The sequence below is a fragment of the Mesorhizobium sp. M0207 genome, assembly GCF_040321995.1.
Taxonomy (GTDB): Bacteria; Pseudomonadota; Alphaproteobacteria; order Rhizobiales; family Rhizobiaceae; genus Mesorhizobium.
This window is the reverse complement of sequence record NZ_JAMYSQ010000007.1, coordinates 47058-64874: the sequence shown is the minus strand read 5'-3', so window position 1 is coordinate 64874 and position 17817 is coordinate 47058. Positions and strand designations below refer to the sequence as shown.

Annotated in this window: 20 protein-coding genes; 3 read left to right on the top strand and 17 right to left on the bottom strand. The window is 61.1% G+C overall.

Features of this window, described 5'->3' with window-relative positions:
- Window positions 1-64 precede the first annotated feature (64 nt).
- Complete coding sequence (locus tag NKJ15_RS12675; protein WP_352772860.1) at window positions 65-1285, top strand: bifunctional 2-C-methyl-D-erythritol 4-phosphate cytidylyltransferase/2-C-methyl-D-erythritol 2,4-cyclodiphosphate synthase; 1221 nt, start codon at window positions 65-67, stop codon at window positions 1283-1285.
- Window positions 1282-1791 carry a CinA family protein gene (locus tag NKJ15_RS12670; RefSeq protein ID WP_352815539.1) on the top strand — a complete coding sequence of 170 codons (510 nt, stop codon included), beginning with the start codon at window positions 1282-1284 and terminating at the stop codon, window positions 1789-1791. Before NKJ15_RS12675 ends, NKJ15_RS12670 begins: the two co-directional genes overlap by 4 nt.
- Here the strand turns inward: NKJ15_RS12670 and NKJ15_RS12665 are convergent.
- The 11 genes from NKJ15_RS12665 to eno all read right to left on the bottom strand — a co-directional run bounded on the left by NKJ15_RS12665 (window position 1767) and on the right by eno (window position 11984).
- Complete coding sequence (locus NKJ15_RS12665; RefSeq protein WP_352815538.1) at window positions 1767-2228, bottom strand: type II toxin-antitoxin system RatA family toxin; 462 nt, start codon at window positions 2226-2228, stop codon at window positions 1767-1769. The two genes, NKJ15_RS12670 and NKJ15_RS12665, sit on opposite strands and share 25 nt — an antisense overlap.
- 12 nt (window positions 2229-2240) lie before the next feature.
- A complete protein-coding gene (gene lipA, locus NKJ15_RS12660) occupies window positions 2241-3206 on the bottom strand; it encodes a lipoyl synthase (RefSeq protein ID WP_352448938.1) in 966 nt (321 codons plus the stop codon).
- Window positions 3207-3343: 137 nt separating this feature from the next.
- Window positions 3344-3601 carry a GlsB/YeaQ/YmgE family stress response membrane protein gene (locus NKJ15_RS12655; protein ID WP_023675081.1) on the bottom strand — a complete coding sequence of 86 codons (258 nt, stop codon included), beginning with the start codon at window positions 3599-3601 and terminating at the stop codon, window positions 3344-3346.
- A gap of 98 nt (window positions 3602-3699) precedes the next feature.
- Window positions 3700-5145, bottom strand: a complete 1446-nt coding sequence (lpdA, locus tag NKJ15_RS12650; protein ID WP_352471838.1) for a dihydrolipoyl dehydrogenase — start codon at window positions 5143-5145, stop codon at window positions 3700-3702.
- An 11-nt stretch (window positions 5146-5156) separates the two neighbouring features.
- Window positions 5157-5795, bottom strand: a complete 639-nt coding sequence (locus NKJ15_RS12645) for an SGNH/GDSL hydrolase family protein (protein WP_023675083.1) — start codon at window positions 5793-5795, stop codon at window positions 5157-5159.
- On the bottom strand, window positions 5792-6211 hold the full coding sequence (locus NKJ15_RS12640) for a hypothetical protein (RefSeq protein ID WP_352815536.1): 420 nt from the start codon (window positions 6209-6211) through the stop codon (window positions 5792-5794). Before NKJ15_RS12640 ends, NKJ15_RS12645 begins: the two co-directional genes overlap by 4 nt.
- A gap of 17 nt (window positions 6212-6228) precedes the next feature.
- On the bottom strand, window positions 6229-7605 hold the full coding sequence (locus NKJ15_RS12635) for a pyruvate dehydrogenase complex dihydrolipoamide acetyltransferase (RefSeq protein ID WP_352815534.1): 1377 nt from the start codon (window positions 7603-7605) through the stop codon (window positions 6229-6231).
- Window positions 7606-7623: 18 nt separating this feature from the next.
- Entirely contained in the window at window positions 7624-9027 is a 1404-nt protein-coding gene (locus NKJ15_RS12630; protein ID WP_352815532.1) for a pyruvate dehydrogenase complex E1 component subunit beta, read from the bottom strand.
- A gap of 15 nt (window positions 9028-9042) precedes the next feature.
- On the bottom strand, window positions 9043-10083 hold the full coding sequence (gene pdhA, locus NKJ15_RS12625) for a pyruvate dehydrogenase (acetyl-transferring) E1 component subunit alpha (protein ID WP_502906897.1): 1041 nt from the start codon (window positions 10081-10083) through the stop codon (window positions 9043-9045).
- 171 nt (window positions 10084-10254) lie between these two features.
- On the bottom strand, window positions 10255-10575 hold the full coding sequence (locus tag NKJ15_RS12620; protein WP_023675088.1) for an FtsB family cell division protein: 321 nt from the start codon (window positions 10573-10575) through the stop codon (window positions 10255-10257).
- A 134-nt stretch (window positions 10576-10709) separates the two neighbouring features.
- Entirely contained in the window at window positions 10710-11984 is a 1275-nt protein-coding gene (gene eno, locus NKJ15_RS12615) for a phosphopyruvate hydratase (RefSeq protein ID WP_352815531.1), read from the bottom strand.
- Window positions 11985-12186: 202 nt separating this feature from the next.
- On the opposite strand from eno, the gene NKJ15_RS12610 reads away from it, so the two are divergent.
- Entirely contained in the window at window positions 12187-12309 is a 123-nt protein-coding gene (locus NKJ15_RS12610) for a hypothetical protein (RefSeq protein ID WP_084642452.1), read from the top strand.
- 77 nt (window positions 12310-12386) lie between these two features.
- Here NKJ15_RS12610 and NKJ15_RS12605 read toward each other — a convergent pair whose 3' ends face one another.
- From NKJ15_RS12605 to NKJ15_RS12580, 6 genes are all read right to left on the bottom strand, one after another.
- On the bottom strand, window positions 12387-12752 hold the full coding sequence (locus tag NKJ15_RS12605; protein ID WP_023675091.1) for a PRC-barrel domain-containing protein: 366 nt from the start codon (window positions 12750-12752) through the stop codon (window positions 12387-12389).
- 122 nt (window positions 12753-12874) lie between these two features.
- The gene (kdsA, locus tag NKJ15_RS12600) at window positions 12875-13726 is read right to left on the bottom strand and encodes a 3-deoxy-8-phosphooctulonate synthase (RefSeq protein WP_352815529.1); all 852 of its coding nucleotides are present in this window, start codon (window positions 13724-13726) and stop codon (window positions 12875-12877) included.
- Window positions 13723-14610, bottom strand: a complete 888-nt coding sequence (locus tag NKJ15_RS12595; RefSeq protein ID WP_352815528.1) for a VOC family protein — start codon at window positions 14608-14610, stop codon at window positions 13723-13725. The genes kdsA and NKJ15_RS12595 overlap by 4 nt, the downstream gene beginning before the upstream one ends.
- A gap of 306 nt (window positions 14611-14916) precedes the next feature.
- On the bottom strand, window positions 14917-15204 hold the full coding sequence (locus tag NKJ15_RS12590; protein WP_254817185.1) for a Dabb family protein: 288 nt from the start codon (window positions 15202-15204) through the stop codon (window positions 14917-14919).
- Between the two features lie 103 nt (window positions 15205-15307).
- On the bottom strand, window positions 15308-15442 hold the full coding sequence (locus tag NKJ15_RS12585) for a hypothetical protein (protein ID WP_292655342.1): 135 nt from the start codon (window positions 15440-15442) through the stop codon (window positions 15308-15310).
- A gap of 371 nt (window positions 15443-15813) precedes the next feature.
- Window positions 15814-17793 (bottom strand): bifunctional 2',3'-cyclic-nucleotide 2'-phosphodiesterase/3'-nucleotidase, encoded by a 1980-nt coding sequence (locus tag NKJ15_RS12580; RefSeq protein WP_352815526.1) that lies wholly within the window; start codon window positions 17791-17793, stop codon window positions 15814-15816.
- Window positions 17794-17817: the final 24 nt, after the last annotated feature.

Genomic DNA, 17817 nt, shown 5'->3' with positions numbered 1-17817 from the left:
GCATCAATCCTAGGTCTTCCGAAAGCGATACCACTTTTCGGGATCATGCGCTAAGCGTCTCGGCATGAGAGATGTGAGCGAAAAGCAAGCTGCGGACGACAAGGTCGCGGTGGTCATCGTTGCCGCCGGCCGCGGCGCGCGCGCCGGACAGGCCAATGGGCCGAAGCAGTACCAGCAGATTGGCGGCGGCGCCGTTATCGCACGCACGCTCGACGCCTTTCTGACGCATCCGAAAATTGGAGCTGTCGTCGTTGCTATACATGCCGAAGACGACGCGCTTTTCCGCCGCGCCGCCGGCGCGAACGCCGACCGTGTCGTCGCGGTGACTGGCGGTACGTCACGGCAGGAGTCCGTCCGCCTTGGACTGCTGGCGTTGAGAAGCCATGCGCCGGGCCGGGTGCTGATCCATGATGCGGCTCGGCCGTTTGTCGACGCGGAACTGATAGACCGCACGATCGCCGCCATTGGCGAGCGCCAGGGAGCACTGCCTGCCTTGCCCGTTGCCGATACGCTCAAGCGCGAAACGGCCGAAGGCATGATCGGCGAAACCGTGTCCAGGGCCGGGCTTCATGCCGCACAGACACCGCAAGGCTTTCCGTTCTGGCCGATCCTGGCTGCGCACGAAAAGGCTCATCATCTGGGCAAAGCGGATTTCACCGACGATGCGGCAATCGCCGAATGGGCGCATATTCCGGTGAAAATCGTTCCCGGCTCGCCGGATAATGTCAAACTGACCTGGGCACGGGATATTGCAATGGCGGATCAGCGGCTTTCCAGCGCCCCACGTTTTCCCGACATCCGAACCGGCAATGGCTATGACGTGCATGCGTTCGAGCCCGGCGACCATGTCACCCTGTGCGGCGTCGCCATTCCACACGACAGGAAGTTATCCGGCCATTCGGATGCCGATGTCGGTCTCCATGCCTTGACCGACGCCCTGCTGGCCACCTGCGGCGCCGGTGACATCGGCACGCATTTCCCGCCCTCCGACCCGCAGTGGAAGGGGGCCGCTTCACGCATCTTCGTCGAACACGCGGTGAAGCTGGTGCGCGCACGCGGCGGGCGCATCGCCAACGCCGACATCACCCTGATCTGCGAGGCGCCGCGCGTCGGCCCACATCGCGAGGCGATGACCGAAGCGCTTTCGGCAATGCTGCGAATTTCGCGCAATCGCATCTCGATCAAGGCGACAACCAATGAGAAGCTCGGCTTCGTCGGCCGTGAGGAAGGCATAGCGGCCATCGCGACCGCCAGCGTTGTGTTTCCAGGGGATGTCCCCGAGTGAGCAATAGCGATCTCGCAGATGCCCTGCTTCAGGCCTGCCAGCAGCGCGGCATCATGCTGGCGACGGCGGAGAGCTGCACCGGCGGCATGATCATCGCCGCGCTGACCGACATCGCCGGCTCTTCCGCGGTGGTCGATCGCGGCTTCATCACCTATTCCAACCAGGCCAAGACCGAGATGCTCGGCGTCTCGGCCGCTACACTCGAGGCGCACGGCGCGGTCTCGCGCGAGACTGCGGTGGAGATGGCGGCCGGAGCCTTGGCGCATTCGCCGGCCGGGCTCGCCCTGGCGGTGACTGGCATCGCCGGTCCGGACGGCGGCTCTGCGGAAAAACCTGTCGGCCTGGTCTGGTTCGGCGTTGCCGTGGCTGGCCGGCCGGTGGTCAGCGAATGCCAGCTGTTCGCCGACAAGGGCCGTGATTTCATCCGCCGGGAGACGGTCCATCATGCGCTTGAACTGGGTCTGCGCGCGCTCGCTGCGGATCAGGCCGTCGATGGCGCGCCGTAGATGATTTCGGCACGTTTCTCGAACGCCTCGGAGAACATACGGAAGGCGCGGTCGAACATGGTTCCCATGAGCGCACCCAGAATGCGGCTCTTGAACTCATAGTCGATAAAGAAGCAGACGTTGCAACCGCCGCCGTCCGCCGGGTCGAAGCGCCAGACATTGCTGAGATATTTGAACGGGCCGTCGATATATTTGACGTCGATGGCGTTCTCGTCAGGCTTCAGCAGCACCTGCGTGGTGAAAGTCTCGCGGATCGCCTTGTAGCCGATGCTCATGTCGGCGATGAGCAAGGTGCGTCCGTTGCGTTCCTTGCGCGAACGAACCGTAAGTGCCTCGCAAAGCGGCAGGAATTGCGGATAGGATTCGATATCGGCAACCAGAGCGAACATCTGTTCCGGCGTATGCGCAACGCGGCTATGGGCTTCGAATTGTGGCATGAAACCAGTGTGTTAGGCGGACTTTTTGAGAAACGCTTCGCGCGCCGCGCGCAACCTGGCAAAGTCGTCCCCGGCATGGTGCGACGAGCGCGTCAGCGGGCTCGACGCTACCAGCAGGAAGCCCTTGGTTCTGCCGATCGTCTCAAAGGACTTGAATTCCTCCGGCGTGACGAAGCGGATCACCGGATGGTGCTTCTTCGACGGCTGCAGATATTGGCCGATGGTCATGAAGTCGACATTGGCCGAACGCAAATCGTCCATCAGCTGCAGGATTTCGTTCCGCTCCTCGCCAAGGCCGACCATGATGCCGGACTTGGTGAAGATCGAGGGGTCGAGTTCTTTGACTCGCTGCAAGAGCCTGATCGAGTGGAAATAGCGCGCACCCGGCCGAACAGTCAGATAGTTCGACGGAACGGTCTCGAGATTATGGTTGAAAACGTCCGGCTTGGCCGCCACGACGATCTCCAGCGCACCGTCCTTGCGCAGGAAGTCGGGCGTCAGGATTTCGATCGTAGTCGATGGGGTCGCTGCCCTGATCGCGCGGATGACATCGGCAAAATGCTGGGCCCCGCCGTCGGCGAGATCGTCGCGATCGACGGAAGTGATGACGACATGGCTCAAGCCCATCTGCTTGACCGCATGCGCGACACGCGCCGGCTCGTCGGGATCGAGTGCGGTCGGGATGCCGGTGGCGACATTGCAAAAGGCGCAGGCCCGCGTGCAGATCTCGCCCATGATCATGAAGGTGGCGTGCTTCTTCTCCCAGCACTCGCCGATATTGGGGCAGCCCGCCTCTTCGCAAACCGTCACCAGTTTGTGAGACTTCACGATTTCGCGCGTCTCGGCATAGCCTTTCGACATCGGCGCCTTGACGCGGATCCAGTCAGGCTTGCGCAGTACGTCCTGGTCCGGCTTGTGCGCCTTTTCGGGATGCCGCAGGCGCGGCGCATTGGCAATCGTGTCGAGGACGGTGACCATGTGAAACCCGGCTCATTGGCAAGCGCTTGTCCAGCGCTCGCTCTACCCACGTCATCTAGGACTTTTCGGAGAAAAGAAAAAGGCCGCGATCACGCATGCCGCGGTGGCCTTTTTCGCATAGCAAGTGCCGACAGAGGTTAGCGGCGCACCAGTCGTCCGACCGCAATCAGAATGCAGGCACCGATGAAGCCGGTGATCAGATAGGCTATCCAGCCGACGCCGAAGATGCCGATGTTCAGGGCCTGCAAGATGGCATTCAACACTATTGCGCCGACAATGCCGAGAACGATGTTCATGAGGATGCCGGTATTGCTCTTCATGACCATCTCGGCGAGCCATCCCGCCAGGCCGCCGATGATGATGGCTGCAACCCAGCCCACGCCGTTCATTTCCATATGCCCTCTCCTTGTATGATGGATGATGCCTGCGAAACGAATTGCTCTGCCGTCGAGTTCCTCTGTGTCTTCCGTGTGAGACTCGCCCAACTAATTTATCATGCATTCAGTGCGCGGCCATAGGCGTCGAGTACACTCTCCTTCATCATCTCCGACAGCGTCGGGTGCGGGAAGATCGTGTGCATCAGCTCTTCCTCGGTGGTCTCCAGATTCATCGCCACGACGAAGCCCTGGATCAGTTCGGTTACTTCTGCGCCGACCATGTGGGCACCCAGCAACTGGCCGGTCTTCTTGTCGAAAATGGTCTTGACGAAGCCTTGGTCTTCGCCCAGCGCAATCGCCTTGCCGTTTGCGGCGAACTGGAAGCGGCCGACGCGGATGTCCTTGCCATCGGCTTTCGCTTTGGCTTCCGTCAGTCCGACCGAGGCGACTTGCGGATTGCAATAGGTGCAGCCCGGGATCTTCAGCTTGTCGATGGCATGCACGCCGGGGAAATTGGCGATCTTTTCCACACAGACCACGCCCTCATGCTCGGCCTTGTGGGCGAGCATCGGCGGTCCGGCAACGTCGCCGATGGCGTAGACGCCCGGCACATTTGTCTTGCCGTAGCCGTCGACGACGACGCAACCGCGGTCCGTCTTCACGCCGAGCGTCTCGAGGCCGAGGTTTTCGATGTTACCCTGTACGCCGACGGCCGAGATCATACGATCGGCGGTGATCTTCTCGACCTTGCCGTCCTTCATCTCGACATGCGCCGTGACCGAGTTAGTGCCCTGCTCGACCTTGGTCACCTTGGCTTCTAGAATGATCTTCATGCCCTGCTTCTCGAACTGCTTCTGCGCGAATTTCGAGACCTCGGCGTCCTCGACCGGCATCACAGCCGGCAGCAGTTCGACCACCGTCACCTCGGCGCCCATGGTGCGGTAGAACGAGGCGAACTCGATGCCGATGGCGCCCGAGCCCATCACCAGCAGCGATTTCGGCATCTCTTTCGGCACCATGGCCTCGAAATAGGTCCAGATCAACTTGCCGTCCGGCTCGATGCCGGGCAATGCGCGCGGCCTCGCTCCGGTCGCCAGAATGATGTGCTTGGCGCTGTAGGTGCCCTCGCCCTTGACGCCCTTGGGCGCCGGCGGCTGCGGCTCCATCGGCTTCTTCGACGATTTCGACACGACGATCTCGCCAGGTTTGGTCAGCTTGGCTTCGCCCCAGATGACGTCAACCTTGTTCTTTTTCATCAGGAAGCCGACGCCGCCGTTGAGCCGCAGCGAGACCTTTCGCGAGCGATCGACGACGGCGGCTGTGTCGACGCTGACCTTGCCATCGATCTTCAGGCCGTAGTCCTTCAGATGATCCGAATAGTGCATGATCTCGGCGGAGCGCAGAAGCGCTTTGGTCGGAATGCAGCCCCAGTTGAGGCAGATGCCGCCCAAGTGCTCGCGCTCGACGATCGCCGTCTTGAAGCCAAGCTGGGCCGAACGCACTGCAGTGACATAGCCGCCGGGGCCGGAGCCGATGATGATGACGTCGTAGTTCTCAGCCACGGCTTTCTCCTTCACAATTCCAACATGAGGCGCACGAGCGGCGCCAGCGCTTGCCCGACGTTCCGCGTGTTTTCTGCGTCCAGGTGGACGCCGTCGAGCGGCGTGGTTTTGGCTACCGTGCCGGCATCGAAGAAGCCGCAGCCGGCCTCGTCGGCAAGGGCGGAATATTGCGGCGCCAGCCGCTTTGACGCGTCATCGCCGCCGGCGAACATTTCCTTGAACTCGGCGTTTTCCGTGCGGCTGACTACGGGCGGCGCGACGATCAGGATCTGCGGCGCCGGCCAATCGAACGGGTAATCGTGACCGCGCACGATATCGATCAGGCGTTGCATGCCTTGCTTGGCCGCGACCGGATTACCATGAATCCACGGCTTCATATCGTTGGCGCCGAGCATGATGACGATCAAGTCGATCGGTGCGTGCGTCGTCAGGATGGTTGGCAACAGCCTTGCGCCATTGCGGTCCGCTCCGGCCAAGTGATCGTCAAAGGCGGTGGTTCGGCCATTCAGGCCTTCGGCGATGACCTCGACGCCGCTGCCCAATGCCGCCTGCAGCACGCTCGGCCAGCGATCTTCCAGCGGATGCCGGCCGAGGTTTGCCGCGTCATAGCCCCAGGTAAGCGAATCGCCGTAGCAGAGGACCGTCTTCATGTGCCTGCCCCGCCGAAACCCGGTTGCGAGCGCGCCAATCGCCAGCGCACGAAAAGCCACTGGACCAACACCGTAGCGATGCCCGGCAGGACGAGACCGGCGACTATGGGAAGATCGCCCGACCACTGGCTCTTGCCTGGGGGCTGGGAGAAAGTCCAGCCGATCAGGGAAACTCCAACGAGCACAAAAAACGCTACTCCTATGGTCGCCGTCAGCTTTGTTGCCCGTCGTGGGTCCGACATGAATTGTGCGATGAAGAACGCGACCGTCACGAGGATGGTGACGAGAGCCGAGATCATGAACACAAGGATGTACTCTACGTCGGCATTGGTGGCGACGGCGAGCCACTGCGCCACCAATCCGCCCGCCAAACCGGAAAGAAAGAAGGCAAAAAGGCTGGTGAAGAATTTCCGCACCGCCCTGTTCCCCTCGCTTAAACCAGCATGCCCATCGGGTTTTCGACCATGCGTTTGAAGGCGACGAGCAGCTCGGCGCCGAGCGCACCGTCGACGGCGCGGTGATCGGTCGACAACGTCACCGACATGATCGTGGCGATCTTGATCTCGCCGTTCTTGACCACCGCGCGTTGCTCGCCGGCGCCGACCGCCAGGATCGTCGCATGCGGCGGGTTGATGACGGCAGAAAAATCCTTGATGCCAAACATGCCGAGATTGGACACCGCCGTGGTGCCGCCCTGATATTCTTCCGGCTTCAGCTTGCGGCTGCGGGCGCGGCCGGCAAGATCCTTCATCTCGTTGGAGATGACGGACATCGTCTTTTCGTCAGCACGCCGGATGATCGGGGTGATCAGGCCGCCGGGGATCGATACGGCAACGCCGACATCGGCGTGCTTGTGCTTGATCATGGCGTTTTCTGTCCACGACGCATTGGCATCCGGAACCGCCATCAGCGCCATGGCAAGAGCCTTGATGACCATGTCGTTGACCGACAGCTTGTAGGCCGGCGTTTCGCCCTTCTCGGTCTTCTTCACCGGCGCGGCCGCATTGATCTGCGTGCGCAGGGCCAGAAGTGCGTCGAGCTCGCAGTCGAGCGTCAGATAGAAATGCGGGATGGTGGTCTTGGCTTCGACCAGCCGCCTCGCAATGGTCTTGCGCATATTGTCGTGCGGGATCAGCTCGTAGGAGCCTTCGGCAAACAGTTTGAGCACCTGCTCGTCAGACATCGCCTTGGGTGCTGCGGCCGCAGGTGCCGGAGCGCCGGCGGGCGCTGCTTTTGCTGCTGGCGCTGCCTTGGCGCCGCCACTGGAAATTGCGGCCTCGACATCGGCCTTTACTACGCGGCCGCGGGGGCCGGAGCCTGTCAGCGCCGCGACATCGACGCCGGCTTCCCTGGCAATGCGCCGGGCCAGCGGCGAGGCGAAGATGCGCTCACCGCTTGCGTGGCTGTTGGCGACCGGCACCCCTTCCGCCTTAGGCCCAGGTGCGGCAGGCTCCTGCTTCGACGCTTCGGGCTTTAATGTTTCAGCTTTGGGGGCTTCCGCTTTCGGAGCCTCAGCCTTGGCCGGCGCAGCGCCATCACCGCTTTTGGCGGCAGAAGCAGCATCCTCGCCCTCGGCAGCCAGCACTGCGATCAGCGCATTGACCTTGACGCCTTCTGTGCCGGCCGGAACCACCAGCTTGGCGACCGTGCCCTCGTCGACGGCTTCGACTTCCATCGTCGCCTTGTCGGTCTCGATCTCGGCAATCACGTCGCCGGGCGAAACCTTATCGCCTTCCTTGACCAGCCACTTGGAAAGATTGCCCTCTTCCATTGTGGGCGACAGCGCCGGCATGGTGATGTTGATCGGCATTTTGTCCTCCCGCCCTGCTCAGCGATACGTGACGGCTTTGACCGCCTCGACAACCTCGCCGACGTTTGGCAAAGCCAGTTTCTCGAGATTCGCCGCATAAGGCATCGGCACGTCCTTGCCGGCAACAGTGATGACCGGTGCGTCGAGGAAATCGAAGGCGCGCTGCGAAATTTGGTTGGCGATATGGTCGCCGACCGAGTTCTGCGGAAAGCCTTCCTCGACCACCACGAGGCGATTGGTCTTTTTGACCGAGGCGATGATCGTGTCGAAGTCGAGCGGGCGGATCGTGCGCAAGTCGATTATCTCGGCATCGATGCCCATGCCGCGCAACTCCGCCTCGGCCTTGATCGCGTAGGTCATCCCGATGCCGAACGAGACGATGGTCACGTCCTTGCCGGATTTGTGAATGCGCGCCTTGCCGATCGGCAGCACGAAATCGTCGATCTTCGGCACGTCGAAGGAGTGGCCGTAAAGGATTTCGTTCTCGAGGAAGATGACCGGGTTCGGGTCACGGATCGCCGCCTTGAGCAGACCCTTGGCGTCGGCGGCGGTATAGGGCATCACCACCTTCAACCCGGGAACATGGCTGTACCAGGCGGCATAGCATTGCGAATGCTGCGCGGCGACGCGGGCAGCCGCGCCGTTCGGGCCGCGAAAGACGATCGGGGCGCCCATCTGGCCGCCGGACATATAGAGCGTCTTGGCGGCTGAATTGATGATCTGGTCGATCGCCTGCATGGCGAAGTTGAAGGTCATGAATTCGACGATCGGCTTCAGGCCGGCCATCGCCGCGCCAACACCAACGCCGGCAAAGCCGTGCTCGGTGATCGGCGTGTCGACTACGCGCCGCGGACCGAATTCCTGCAACAGGCCTTGTGTGATCTTGTAGGCGCCCTGGTACTCGGCGACTTCCTCGCCCATGACGAAGACGTCGCCGTCGCGGCGCATTTCCTCAGCCATTGCGTCGCGCAACGCTTCACGCACCGTGGTCGAGACCATTTCGGTGCCGGCCGGGATGTCAGGATCGGCGGCAATTTCCAGCCTGGGTGCGGCGGCAACAGGTGCTGCCGCTTCGCTCTTGGCCGGAGCAGCAACGGGGGGCGGAGCAGCCGCGGGCGCTGCCGCTTGCGACTCGACAGCCTCCTCGCCAATGCCTTCGCCTGCCTCGTCGATGTCTTCGCCATCGACGGCCAGCACAGCGATCAGTGTGTTGACCTTGACACCCTCGGTGCCGGCAGGAACCACGATCTTGGCAAGCGTGCCGTCGTCCACGGCTTCGACTTCCATCGTTGCCTTGTCGGTCTCAATCTCGGCAATGGCGTCACCCGCCGCGACCTTGTCGCCCTCTTTCTTCAACCACTTGGAAACATTACCCTCTTCCATGGTCGGCGAGAGGGCGGGCATGAGAATTTCGATCGGCATGTCCTTGCCCTCTCGTTAAAGTACGATGTCGGTCCAGAGCTCGGACGGATCCGGCTCCGCGTCGTTCTGGGCAAATTCTGCGGCGTCGGCGACAACGTCGCGGACTTCCTTGTCGATGGCCTTGAGCTCGTCCTCGCTTGCCCATTTCTTGTCGAGCAGCCGCGCTTTGACCTGCTCGATCGGGTCACGTTCGGAGCGCATTTTCTGCACTTCTTCCTTGGAGCGGTATTTTGCCGGATCTGACATCGAATGGCCGCGGTAACGATAGGTCTGCATTTCGAGAATGAGCGGCCCGTTGCCGGCGCGGCACCATTCGGCGGCGAGGTCGCCGGCTGCCTTTACAGCGCGCACATCCATGCCGTCGACCTGGATGCCTGGAATCTTGAAGGACGCGCCGCGGTGCGAGAAATCCGTCTCGGCCGACGAGCGCGAGACCGAGGTGCCCATGGCGTAGCGGTTGTTCTCGATGATGTAGATCACCGGAAGCTTCCACAGCGAGGCCATGTTGAAGCTTTCGTAGACCTGGCCCTGGTTCGCCGCGCCATCGCCGAAATAGGTCAGCGTCACATTGTTGTTGTCGCGATAGCGGTTGGCGAAGGCAATGCCGGTGCCGAGCGACACTTGCGCGCCGACGATGCCGTGGCCGCCGTAAAAATGCTTCTCCTTGGAGAACATGTGCATGGAGCCGCCCTTGCCTCTCGACAGACCGCTACGGCGCCCGGTCAGTTCGGCCATGACGCCGCGTGGTGACAACTCCATGGCCAGCATATGACCATGGTCGCGATAGGCGGTGATCATCTGGTCGCCATCGATCAGCGCCATCTTCATGCCGGTAACGACCGCTTCCTGGCCGATGTAGAGGTGGCAGAAACCGCCGATGAAGCCCATGCCGTAAAGCTGGCCGGCCTTTTCCTCGAAGCGGCGGATGAGCAGCATGTGCCGGTAGGCGGCAAGCTCCTGGTCTTTGGTGAATTCAACAGGCTTCGGGGTGGAAAGGCCCGGCATCTTGCCGTCTGATTTGGATTTGGCAGGCGCTTTTCTGGCGGCGGTGGCCATGCATCACTCCCTGTTGGCGTCTCTTGGCGGACAGCGAGGGAGATCAGTTCTCCCACCGATTTGAGGCAGGCTAACATGCAGGGAAGGCTTTCGCCATGCCGAAAACGCATGGCTGTCATGCATCTAAGCAATTAAAATCATTGCAAATATCGCTGATTAACTGAGATCAGGTTATCTTGCGACCGGCAGCATGATGGTGATCTCGTCGGCGTGGGACAGATTAAGCGCCTTGCGCGCCTGCTCGTCCAGCATGTCCTTCTCCAGCGTGCCCTCATGCATCAGCTGAACGCGGCGCTCGAGATCGATCCGGCGCGCCCTGACGGCATCGAGCCTGCCCTGCAATTCGGCAGTCTCAGCTTCGAGCTGGTACTTGGAATAGATGCCGAACTCGCCATGATAGGCATGGAAACCGAAATAAGTCAGGAACACCACGCAGAGCGAGGGGATGATCAGCCGGCCGGTATTTCTTTGCTTGTGCTGGCGTGTCCACATGGTCCGAATCCTCTACGCCGCCTTTGTCGCCCGATTGTGCTTAATGGACGGTTACAGCCTGTTGGATTCAGAGCCTGGAAGCAAAAAAGGGCGGGAATGTCCCCGCCCTCGTCGCCACGGATTTTCTCTCGAAATCAGCTTTTCACGATCGACTTGCCGGCATATCGCGCCTGCTTGCCGAGCTCCTCCTCAATGCGGATGAGCTGGTTGTACTTGGCCATGCGATCCGAGCGCGACAGCGAGCCCGTCTTGATCTGCCCGCAATTGGTGGCAACGGCGAGGTCGGCGATGGTCGAATCCTCGGTCTCGCCCGAGCGGTGCGACATCACCGCGGTATAGCCGGCCTTGTGCGCGGTCTCGACGGCGTCGAGCGTTTCGGTAAGCGAGCCGATCTGGTTGACCTTGACCAGGATCGAATTGGCGACACCCATGCGGATGCCGTCGCGCAGCCGCGCCGTGTTGGTGACGAACAGATCGTCGCCAACCAGCTGCGTCTGCTTGCCGATGAGATCAGTCAGTATTTTCCAACCGTCCCAGTCATCCTCGGCCAGGCCGTCCTCAATGGTGATGATCGGGTAGTCGGCAGCGAGTTTGGCTAGATATTTGGCCTGCGCCTTCGGGTCGCGGGTTTTCCTCTCGCCTTCATAGACGTAGTTGCCATCCTTGAAGAATTCGGTCGCCGCGCAGTCGAGGCCTAGCGCAACCTCTTGGCCGGGCTTGAAGCCAGCCTGCTCGATCGATTCCATGATGAAGTCGAGCGCGGCCGGCGCGCTCTTCAGGTTGGGGGCAAAGCCGCCCTCGTCGCCGACATTGGTGTTATGGCCGGCGTCCTTCAGCTTCTTTCGCAGCGTATGAAAGATCTCCGAGCCCCAGCGCACGCCGTCGCGCAGCGTCGGCGCGCCGATCGGCAGGATCATGAATTCCTGGAAATCGATCGGGTTGTCGGCATGCGCGCCGCCATTGATGATGTTCATCATAGGCACCGGCAGCACATGGGCCTTGGTGCCGCCGACATAACGATAGAGCGGCAGGTCGGCCGCTTCGGCCGCGGCCTTGGCCACAGCCAGCGACACGCCGAGGATGGCATTGGCGCCGAGACGGCTCTTATTGGGCGTACCATCGAGCTCGTTCATGGTCTGGTCGATATGGATCTGATTCTCTGCCTCCATGCCGCCGATCGCCTCGAACAGCTCACCGTTCACCGCCTCGACCGCCGTGAGCACGCCCTTGCCGAGATAGCGGGGGCCGCCATCGCGCAGTTCGACCGCCTCATGCGCGCCGGTCGAGGCGCCGGACGGCACCGCGGCGCGACCCATCGAGCCGTCTTCGAGCACGACGTCGACCTCGACGGTCGGATTTCCGCGGCTGTCCAGGATTTCACGCCCGACAATGTCGATGATGGCCGTCATTGCGATGTCCCCGATTGATCGATTGAAGCGTCGCGCACCTCTTAGCCAAAGCGCCGCAAAACGCAATCGGGGCACTTGCAAATATTGCCCGTGCGCTACGGATTCACGAAGCACGAAGCGCTGTCATCATTTGTCATACGCGGCATGCCGGTTTCTGGTTTATGGCTGTTGTCGCGCGGGGCGAAACAGGAGGAGTTTCGCCATGTCCCAGTTGAGCGGTATTGTGAGTTTGTTCCTGATCGCGGCTGCGTTCCTGACGTCGTGCGACAATCAGCAACCCCCGCAGGGATCGTCGCCTTTGCCGGCCCTGCAGATTGCGCAGTAGCATCCCGCCACATCGAAAGGCCCCCGATTTCCCGGGGGCCTTTTTGATTCCAGGAGACTTAGTCAGTGCCAGTAAGGTCAGTGCCAGTAAGGCTCGACCTTGTAGTAGTTGTATGAGGCATCACGCGCGGCCTCGCCGTCGGCGCCGGTCAACTCGTTGATCGAATAGGAAGGAGCGGCCATCAGCTGGTCTTTGGTGAACGGCACGACATAGCCGCCCTTGTTCTCGTCATAGTCAAGGCTCGCCCACGGAATGGCGTGGTATTTCTCGCCGATGCCGAGAAATCCACCAAAACCGATCACGGCAAACATGATTCCGTTCGACAGTTTGTCGAGCATGACGTCCTCGATGTCGCCGATATGAGTGCCTTCCGTATTGTAGACCGATGTGCCGATAACCCGCGAAGCGGCGATGGCTTCGGTGTGTCCCGTCTGGGTCGTCATGGTGTGCTCCTCGTCGTCGTTGACATTAGATTTTGACAATGATGGCCGCGGGCTAAGGTTCCAGGCAGGTTCGAAATTCTTCAAAGTTTTCCTGGCGGCGCTGCTGTGGCGCAACTGCTGGTTCAACCCACGCTTTTGGCAATGCGATCGAACGCCATCAGCCGGTCAAGCAATGCGGGAAGATCCTTTAGCGGCACCATGTTGGGACCGTCGGAAGGCGCGTTGTCGGGGTCCTGGTGCGTCTCGATGAAGACGCCGGCGACGCCAACCGCGACGGCCGCGCGCGCCAGCGTCTCGACAAAGCGCCGGTCGCCTCCAGACGAACCGCCCTGCCCACCCGGCTGCTGCACGGAATGGGTGGCATCGAAAATCACCGGCGCGCCGATCTCGGCCATGATCGGCAGCGCCCGCATGTCAGACACCAGGGTATTGTAACCAAAGGATGCGCCGCGCTCGGTGACCAAGACATTGGCATTGCCGGAGCCAATGATTTTGGCGACGACGTTCTTCATGTCCCACGGCGCGAGGAATTGCCCCTTCTTCACATTGACCACCTTGCCGGTTTTTGCCGCAGCAATCAGCAAATCGGTCTGGCGGCTGAGGAAGGCAGGAATCTGCAGGATATCGGCATGAAGCGCGACGATCGCGCATTGTTCCTCAGTGTGGACGTCGGTCAGGATCGGCAAGGCAAAATTCTTGCGCAAGTCGTCGAAGATCGGCATTGCCGCTTCAAGTCCCGCGCCGCGCGTGCCGCCAAGCGAGGTGCGATTGGCCTTGTCGTAGCTGGTCTTGTAGACGAGCCCAATGCCGAGCCTGTCGGTCAATTCCTTTAGCGCACCGGCCATGTCGAAAGCGTGCTGCCGCGATTCCAGCTGGCATGGACCAGCGATCAGCGATAGGGGCGCGCTGTTGCCGAAAATGACTTTGCCGACCGCAACGGAAGAGTTCGGCATCAGTGGATTGAGCTTGTTCATGCGATCTCCCGGAAAATGAAGGCTGCGCCCTGCCCTGGCGCCGGCGGCACGATGGTATCACCGCCGCGCATGTGGTGTTCCACAGAATTGGCTGCAAGCAGCTTGGCGACGGCATCGCCGTGCCTAATCGAAAAGACGATCCCAGCAAAGCGGAGTTCAGATGGTGCGCCGGCAGGAATGCCGAAGCGTGCCGAATAGGCTGCAGGATCCAGAACGGTCACGACGGCATTCGGCAGCTCATAGACAGTGCCGCCGCCCTGCGCCTCGATTCCGGCTGCGATCGAAATCAAACGGCCTTGTTCGAAAGGTTCGCCAGTGACTGCCACGACTTCGACAATGCCGGTTGCGCCATTAGCGTGGGCCTGCAACGCAGTGCGGTCGACGTTCGGCGCATTGATCCGCTCGCAGGCGAAGAGAAAAGCGTCCGTTGCCTTGCCTGTAGCCGCAAAGGCCAGTTTGAACGATGCGGTGTCGCTCTTTCCCGTCGCATCGGTGAAGGCGCGCGAAAAGCTTAGCGCGTCTCCCGCCGACAGACCGGCTTCCATGTAGCGCGCGTGGTCCGCGGCGGCGCTTTCGGTGCCCAGCGCCACGGCAGAAAATCCTTCATCGCCGTTTTCTTCGCGATACGTGCGATCACGCACGACAAAGACATTGCGGTTCGCGATCGCCGTTGCCGCGGCCTGCCGGTCAGCGACCGCGAGCGGCTCGAGATAGGTGCCGTCGGTGAGGAAGACACAGCAGTTTTGCGTTCCGAAAGGGTGGATACCTGTCGGCGCAACGGTAAAGCCGAGCAGGGCCAAGCGCGCCCGCGCAACATCGAGGCTTGCTGTCGGCAGCACCAGGTGATCGAGCGGATGAGGCCTTGCGGGGGTGTTTTCGGTCATGTCCCGCGCGATGTGCCTCATTCCTGAAAATGGTTCAAGGGCTTAGCCGGTGCCTCAGCGGCGATCGCAGGCCTCGGCCGCGAGGAGCCGACTTGCCGCCCGCAAAAATCATCCTAGCTCATTGCTATGGGAAGAGACCTTTTCATCGCCCTAGCCGTTATTGCGATAGCAGTTATCGCCGTGCTGATCTGGAACGCGCCAAAGCGGCCGGGCGTCGATCCGACCGAAACCTCCGCGGCTCAGACGGAGTGAAGCGGGCTACGGCGCGGAGCCCCTCCGCGACGTCAAATCTGCCTTGGGAGGCGGTCAACTTGCAACGATGTCGGCCGAATAGCGTAATTCGCGCAGAGGTTTGACCCGGCTGGTCGTCTCTGCATAGAGCGGATGCGCCTTGTAGGCGGCGAGCGCCGCTTCGTCCTCGAACTCGGCGTAGACGACCACATCGATCTCATCCGAGAGCGGGTCGACCTTGGTGTTGAGCGTTACCTCGAAATGACGCGAATGCGGTATCTTGCCAAGCGCCAGGAGGCCCGTGCGCACTGCCTCGACATCCGCTTTATGCCGTGCGCTGAAGAAAACGATATGCCGGATCAACCCAGCCTCCTCGACCGTTGGACCGGCGTTCTTTTGTGTCAGCGGCAGCGTGCCGTCAATCGGCAGGTTTGTCGCGTCTGCGAACCATAGCTGCGAAGAGAAACTACACCATGCTCGTTACATAGTGCACGATGCGGGTCACCTCCCTGACCGTCCTGTCGAGGTAGCGGCCCTGGTTGTAAATGCCGTCCCAGATCAGGAAAAAGGTGACGGTCGTGATGACGATGACATAACGCATGACTAAAACTAGCGCATATGGACGGTTGCAACCATAGCGATTCCAACGCTGCTGGGGACCCTCCCCGAATCTTAATGGCCTTTGTGGTCTGTCTGCTGCGATGCTTGCTGGCCAGAATGGCGCTACCGCCACAGGGCGCCTTGGAAAGATAACCCCGCTCGGCTTCGACGACCGCTTCCCGCCTCGATCGACCAACTGCCACACCATTATTCCGGCGGGATTTCGACGGACGCGCTGGATCCGGTCATGCCGCCGTCAAGCGGCGTTTCGCACCACCTGCTTGAAGAGGCCCCCTGTCTCAAACGGATTGGCCGTATCGGGGCAGTATCTTAACGCTGAGACAGTTTCGAGCCGACGTTCAAATCCTCGCCTCAAAGAGTGATGCGGTATTTTGCAAAGCCCGCTTCGCCCTCGCCCGCCGGCTCGATCTTCAGCGACTTCACTTGCGCAATAAACTCCTTCGCCTTGGCGCCGGTCTCGAATACGACGCGGGTTCCCGGCAGTGGCGCAAACGACCAGTTGGCGTCCGCCGACGGGTTGATGGTGCCTTTGCTGACGATATAGCGCACGATCACATCGCGGTTGGTGTCGGGCGCTTCGTAGATGATCTTCGAGGCATTGATCTCCGGGAAATTGCCCCCGCCGCCGGCTCGGTAGTTGTTGGTGGCGACGACGAATTTCCGCTTGGGGTCAATCGGTTTGCCGTCGAACATCAAGTCAATGATGCGGGTCGAGCCAGCATTCACCAGCCCGCCCTTCGAATCATATTTCGGTGGCTGCGACAGATCGATCTTGTATGTGACGCCGTCGATCACGTCGAAATTATAGGATGGGAAGTCAGTGTTGATGAGCGCCTGGTCGGCTTTGCCCGGTTCGATCCGGTTGAAGATGCCGGCCGACATTTCCAGCCATTCCTTCACCTCTGCCCCGGTGATTTCAACGGCGCGCACCGTGTTTGGATAGAGGTAGAGATCGGCGACGTTCTTGATGGCGATATCGCCCACCGCCACGTCGGTGTAATAGTCGGCGCCGTTGCGCCCGCCGGCCTTGAACGGTGCCGCCGCCGACAACAGCGGCATATCCTTCCACTCTGTGTTCTTCAGGATGTCCTTCAAATACCAGGTCTGCGCCTGGCTGACGATCTGCACCGATGGATCATCGGCGACCAGCGCAAAATAGGAATAGAGCGGCGCCGAGGTTTTGCCGACCGGCCGGCGCACATAGGCAAGCGTCGCCTCGTGGTCCTGTTTGAGCGCGTCGATGATGCGCTGGTCGTCCGCGACGGTCGGCTTGTTCGTTTTGTCGACCCGCTCAAAGATCGGCCTGGCCTCAGAGGTCGCCGAGACGATTTTCCACGTCGATCCGTCGCGCTCCAGCAACAGATCGATCAGCCCCATGTGCGAGCCCCAGAAGCCGGCCATGACGGCGGGCTTGCCTTGCAACGTGCCTTTCGCCGTATCGACGGCTTCCAGCGACTGAAAGTCCTTCTTGCCGGGGAAGACCAGATGCTGGTGACCGGTGAACACCGCATCGATACCTTCGACACCGGCAACGAAGAAGGAGGCGTTCTCCATCATGTCACTTTGCTTCACGTCGATGCCGGAATGGGAGAGCGCAATGACGATGTCGGCGCCTTCTTCCTTCATTTGCGGCACCCACGCCTTGGCCGCCTCGACGATGTCGCGTGTTTTGACGCTGCCCTCGAGATTTTTCAGGTCCCAGACCATGATCTGCGGCGGCACGAAGCCGATGATGCCGATCCTGATCGGTTGCTCGGCGCCCGACCCGTCTTTGATCTTCCTGTCGAGGATGACGTAAGGCTTGAGATAAAGCCTGTCGTCGCGCGGGTTCGCGGCGAGCTCCGTGCCGCGGATCAAATTCGCGCAGACAAACGGGAAATTGGCACCGGCCAGCACCTTGTCCATGAACGACAGGCCGTAGTTGAACTCGTGGTTGCCGAGCGTCGAGCATTCGTAGCCGAGCAGGTTCATGCCCTTCATGACCGGATGCAGATCGCCATCCTTCATCCCCCTCTCGTAGGCGATGTAGTCGCCCATCGGGTTACCTTGCAGAAGGTCGCCATTATCGATCAGCATCGCGTTGGTTGCTTCCTTGCGCACGGCTTCAATCAACGATGCCGTTCGCGACAGCCCCATCGTGTCGTTAGCTTTGTCGGCGTAGTAGTCGTAAGGCAGCACATTCACGTGGATGTCGGTCGTCTCCATAATCCTCAGATGCGCCTGATTGGCTTGAGCCCGGGCGGAGAACGGGTGCAGCATGATCAGCGCTCCGCTGGCGGCGACGCTGGCGAGGAAATCGCGGCGTGAGACGAGGTGGCGCAATTGGGACATTCGTTTTCTCTTTCTTCCACGACG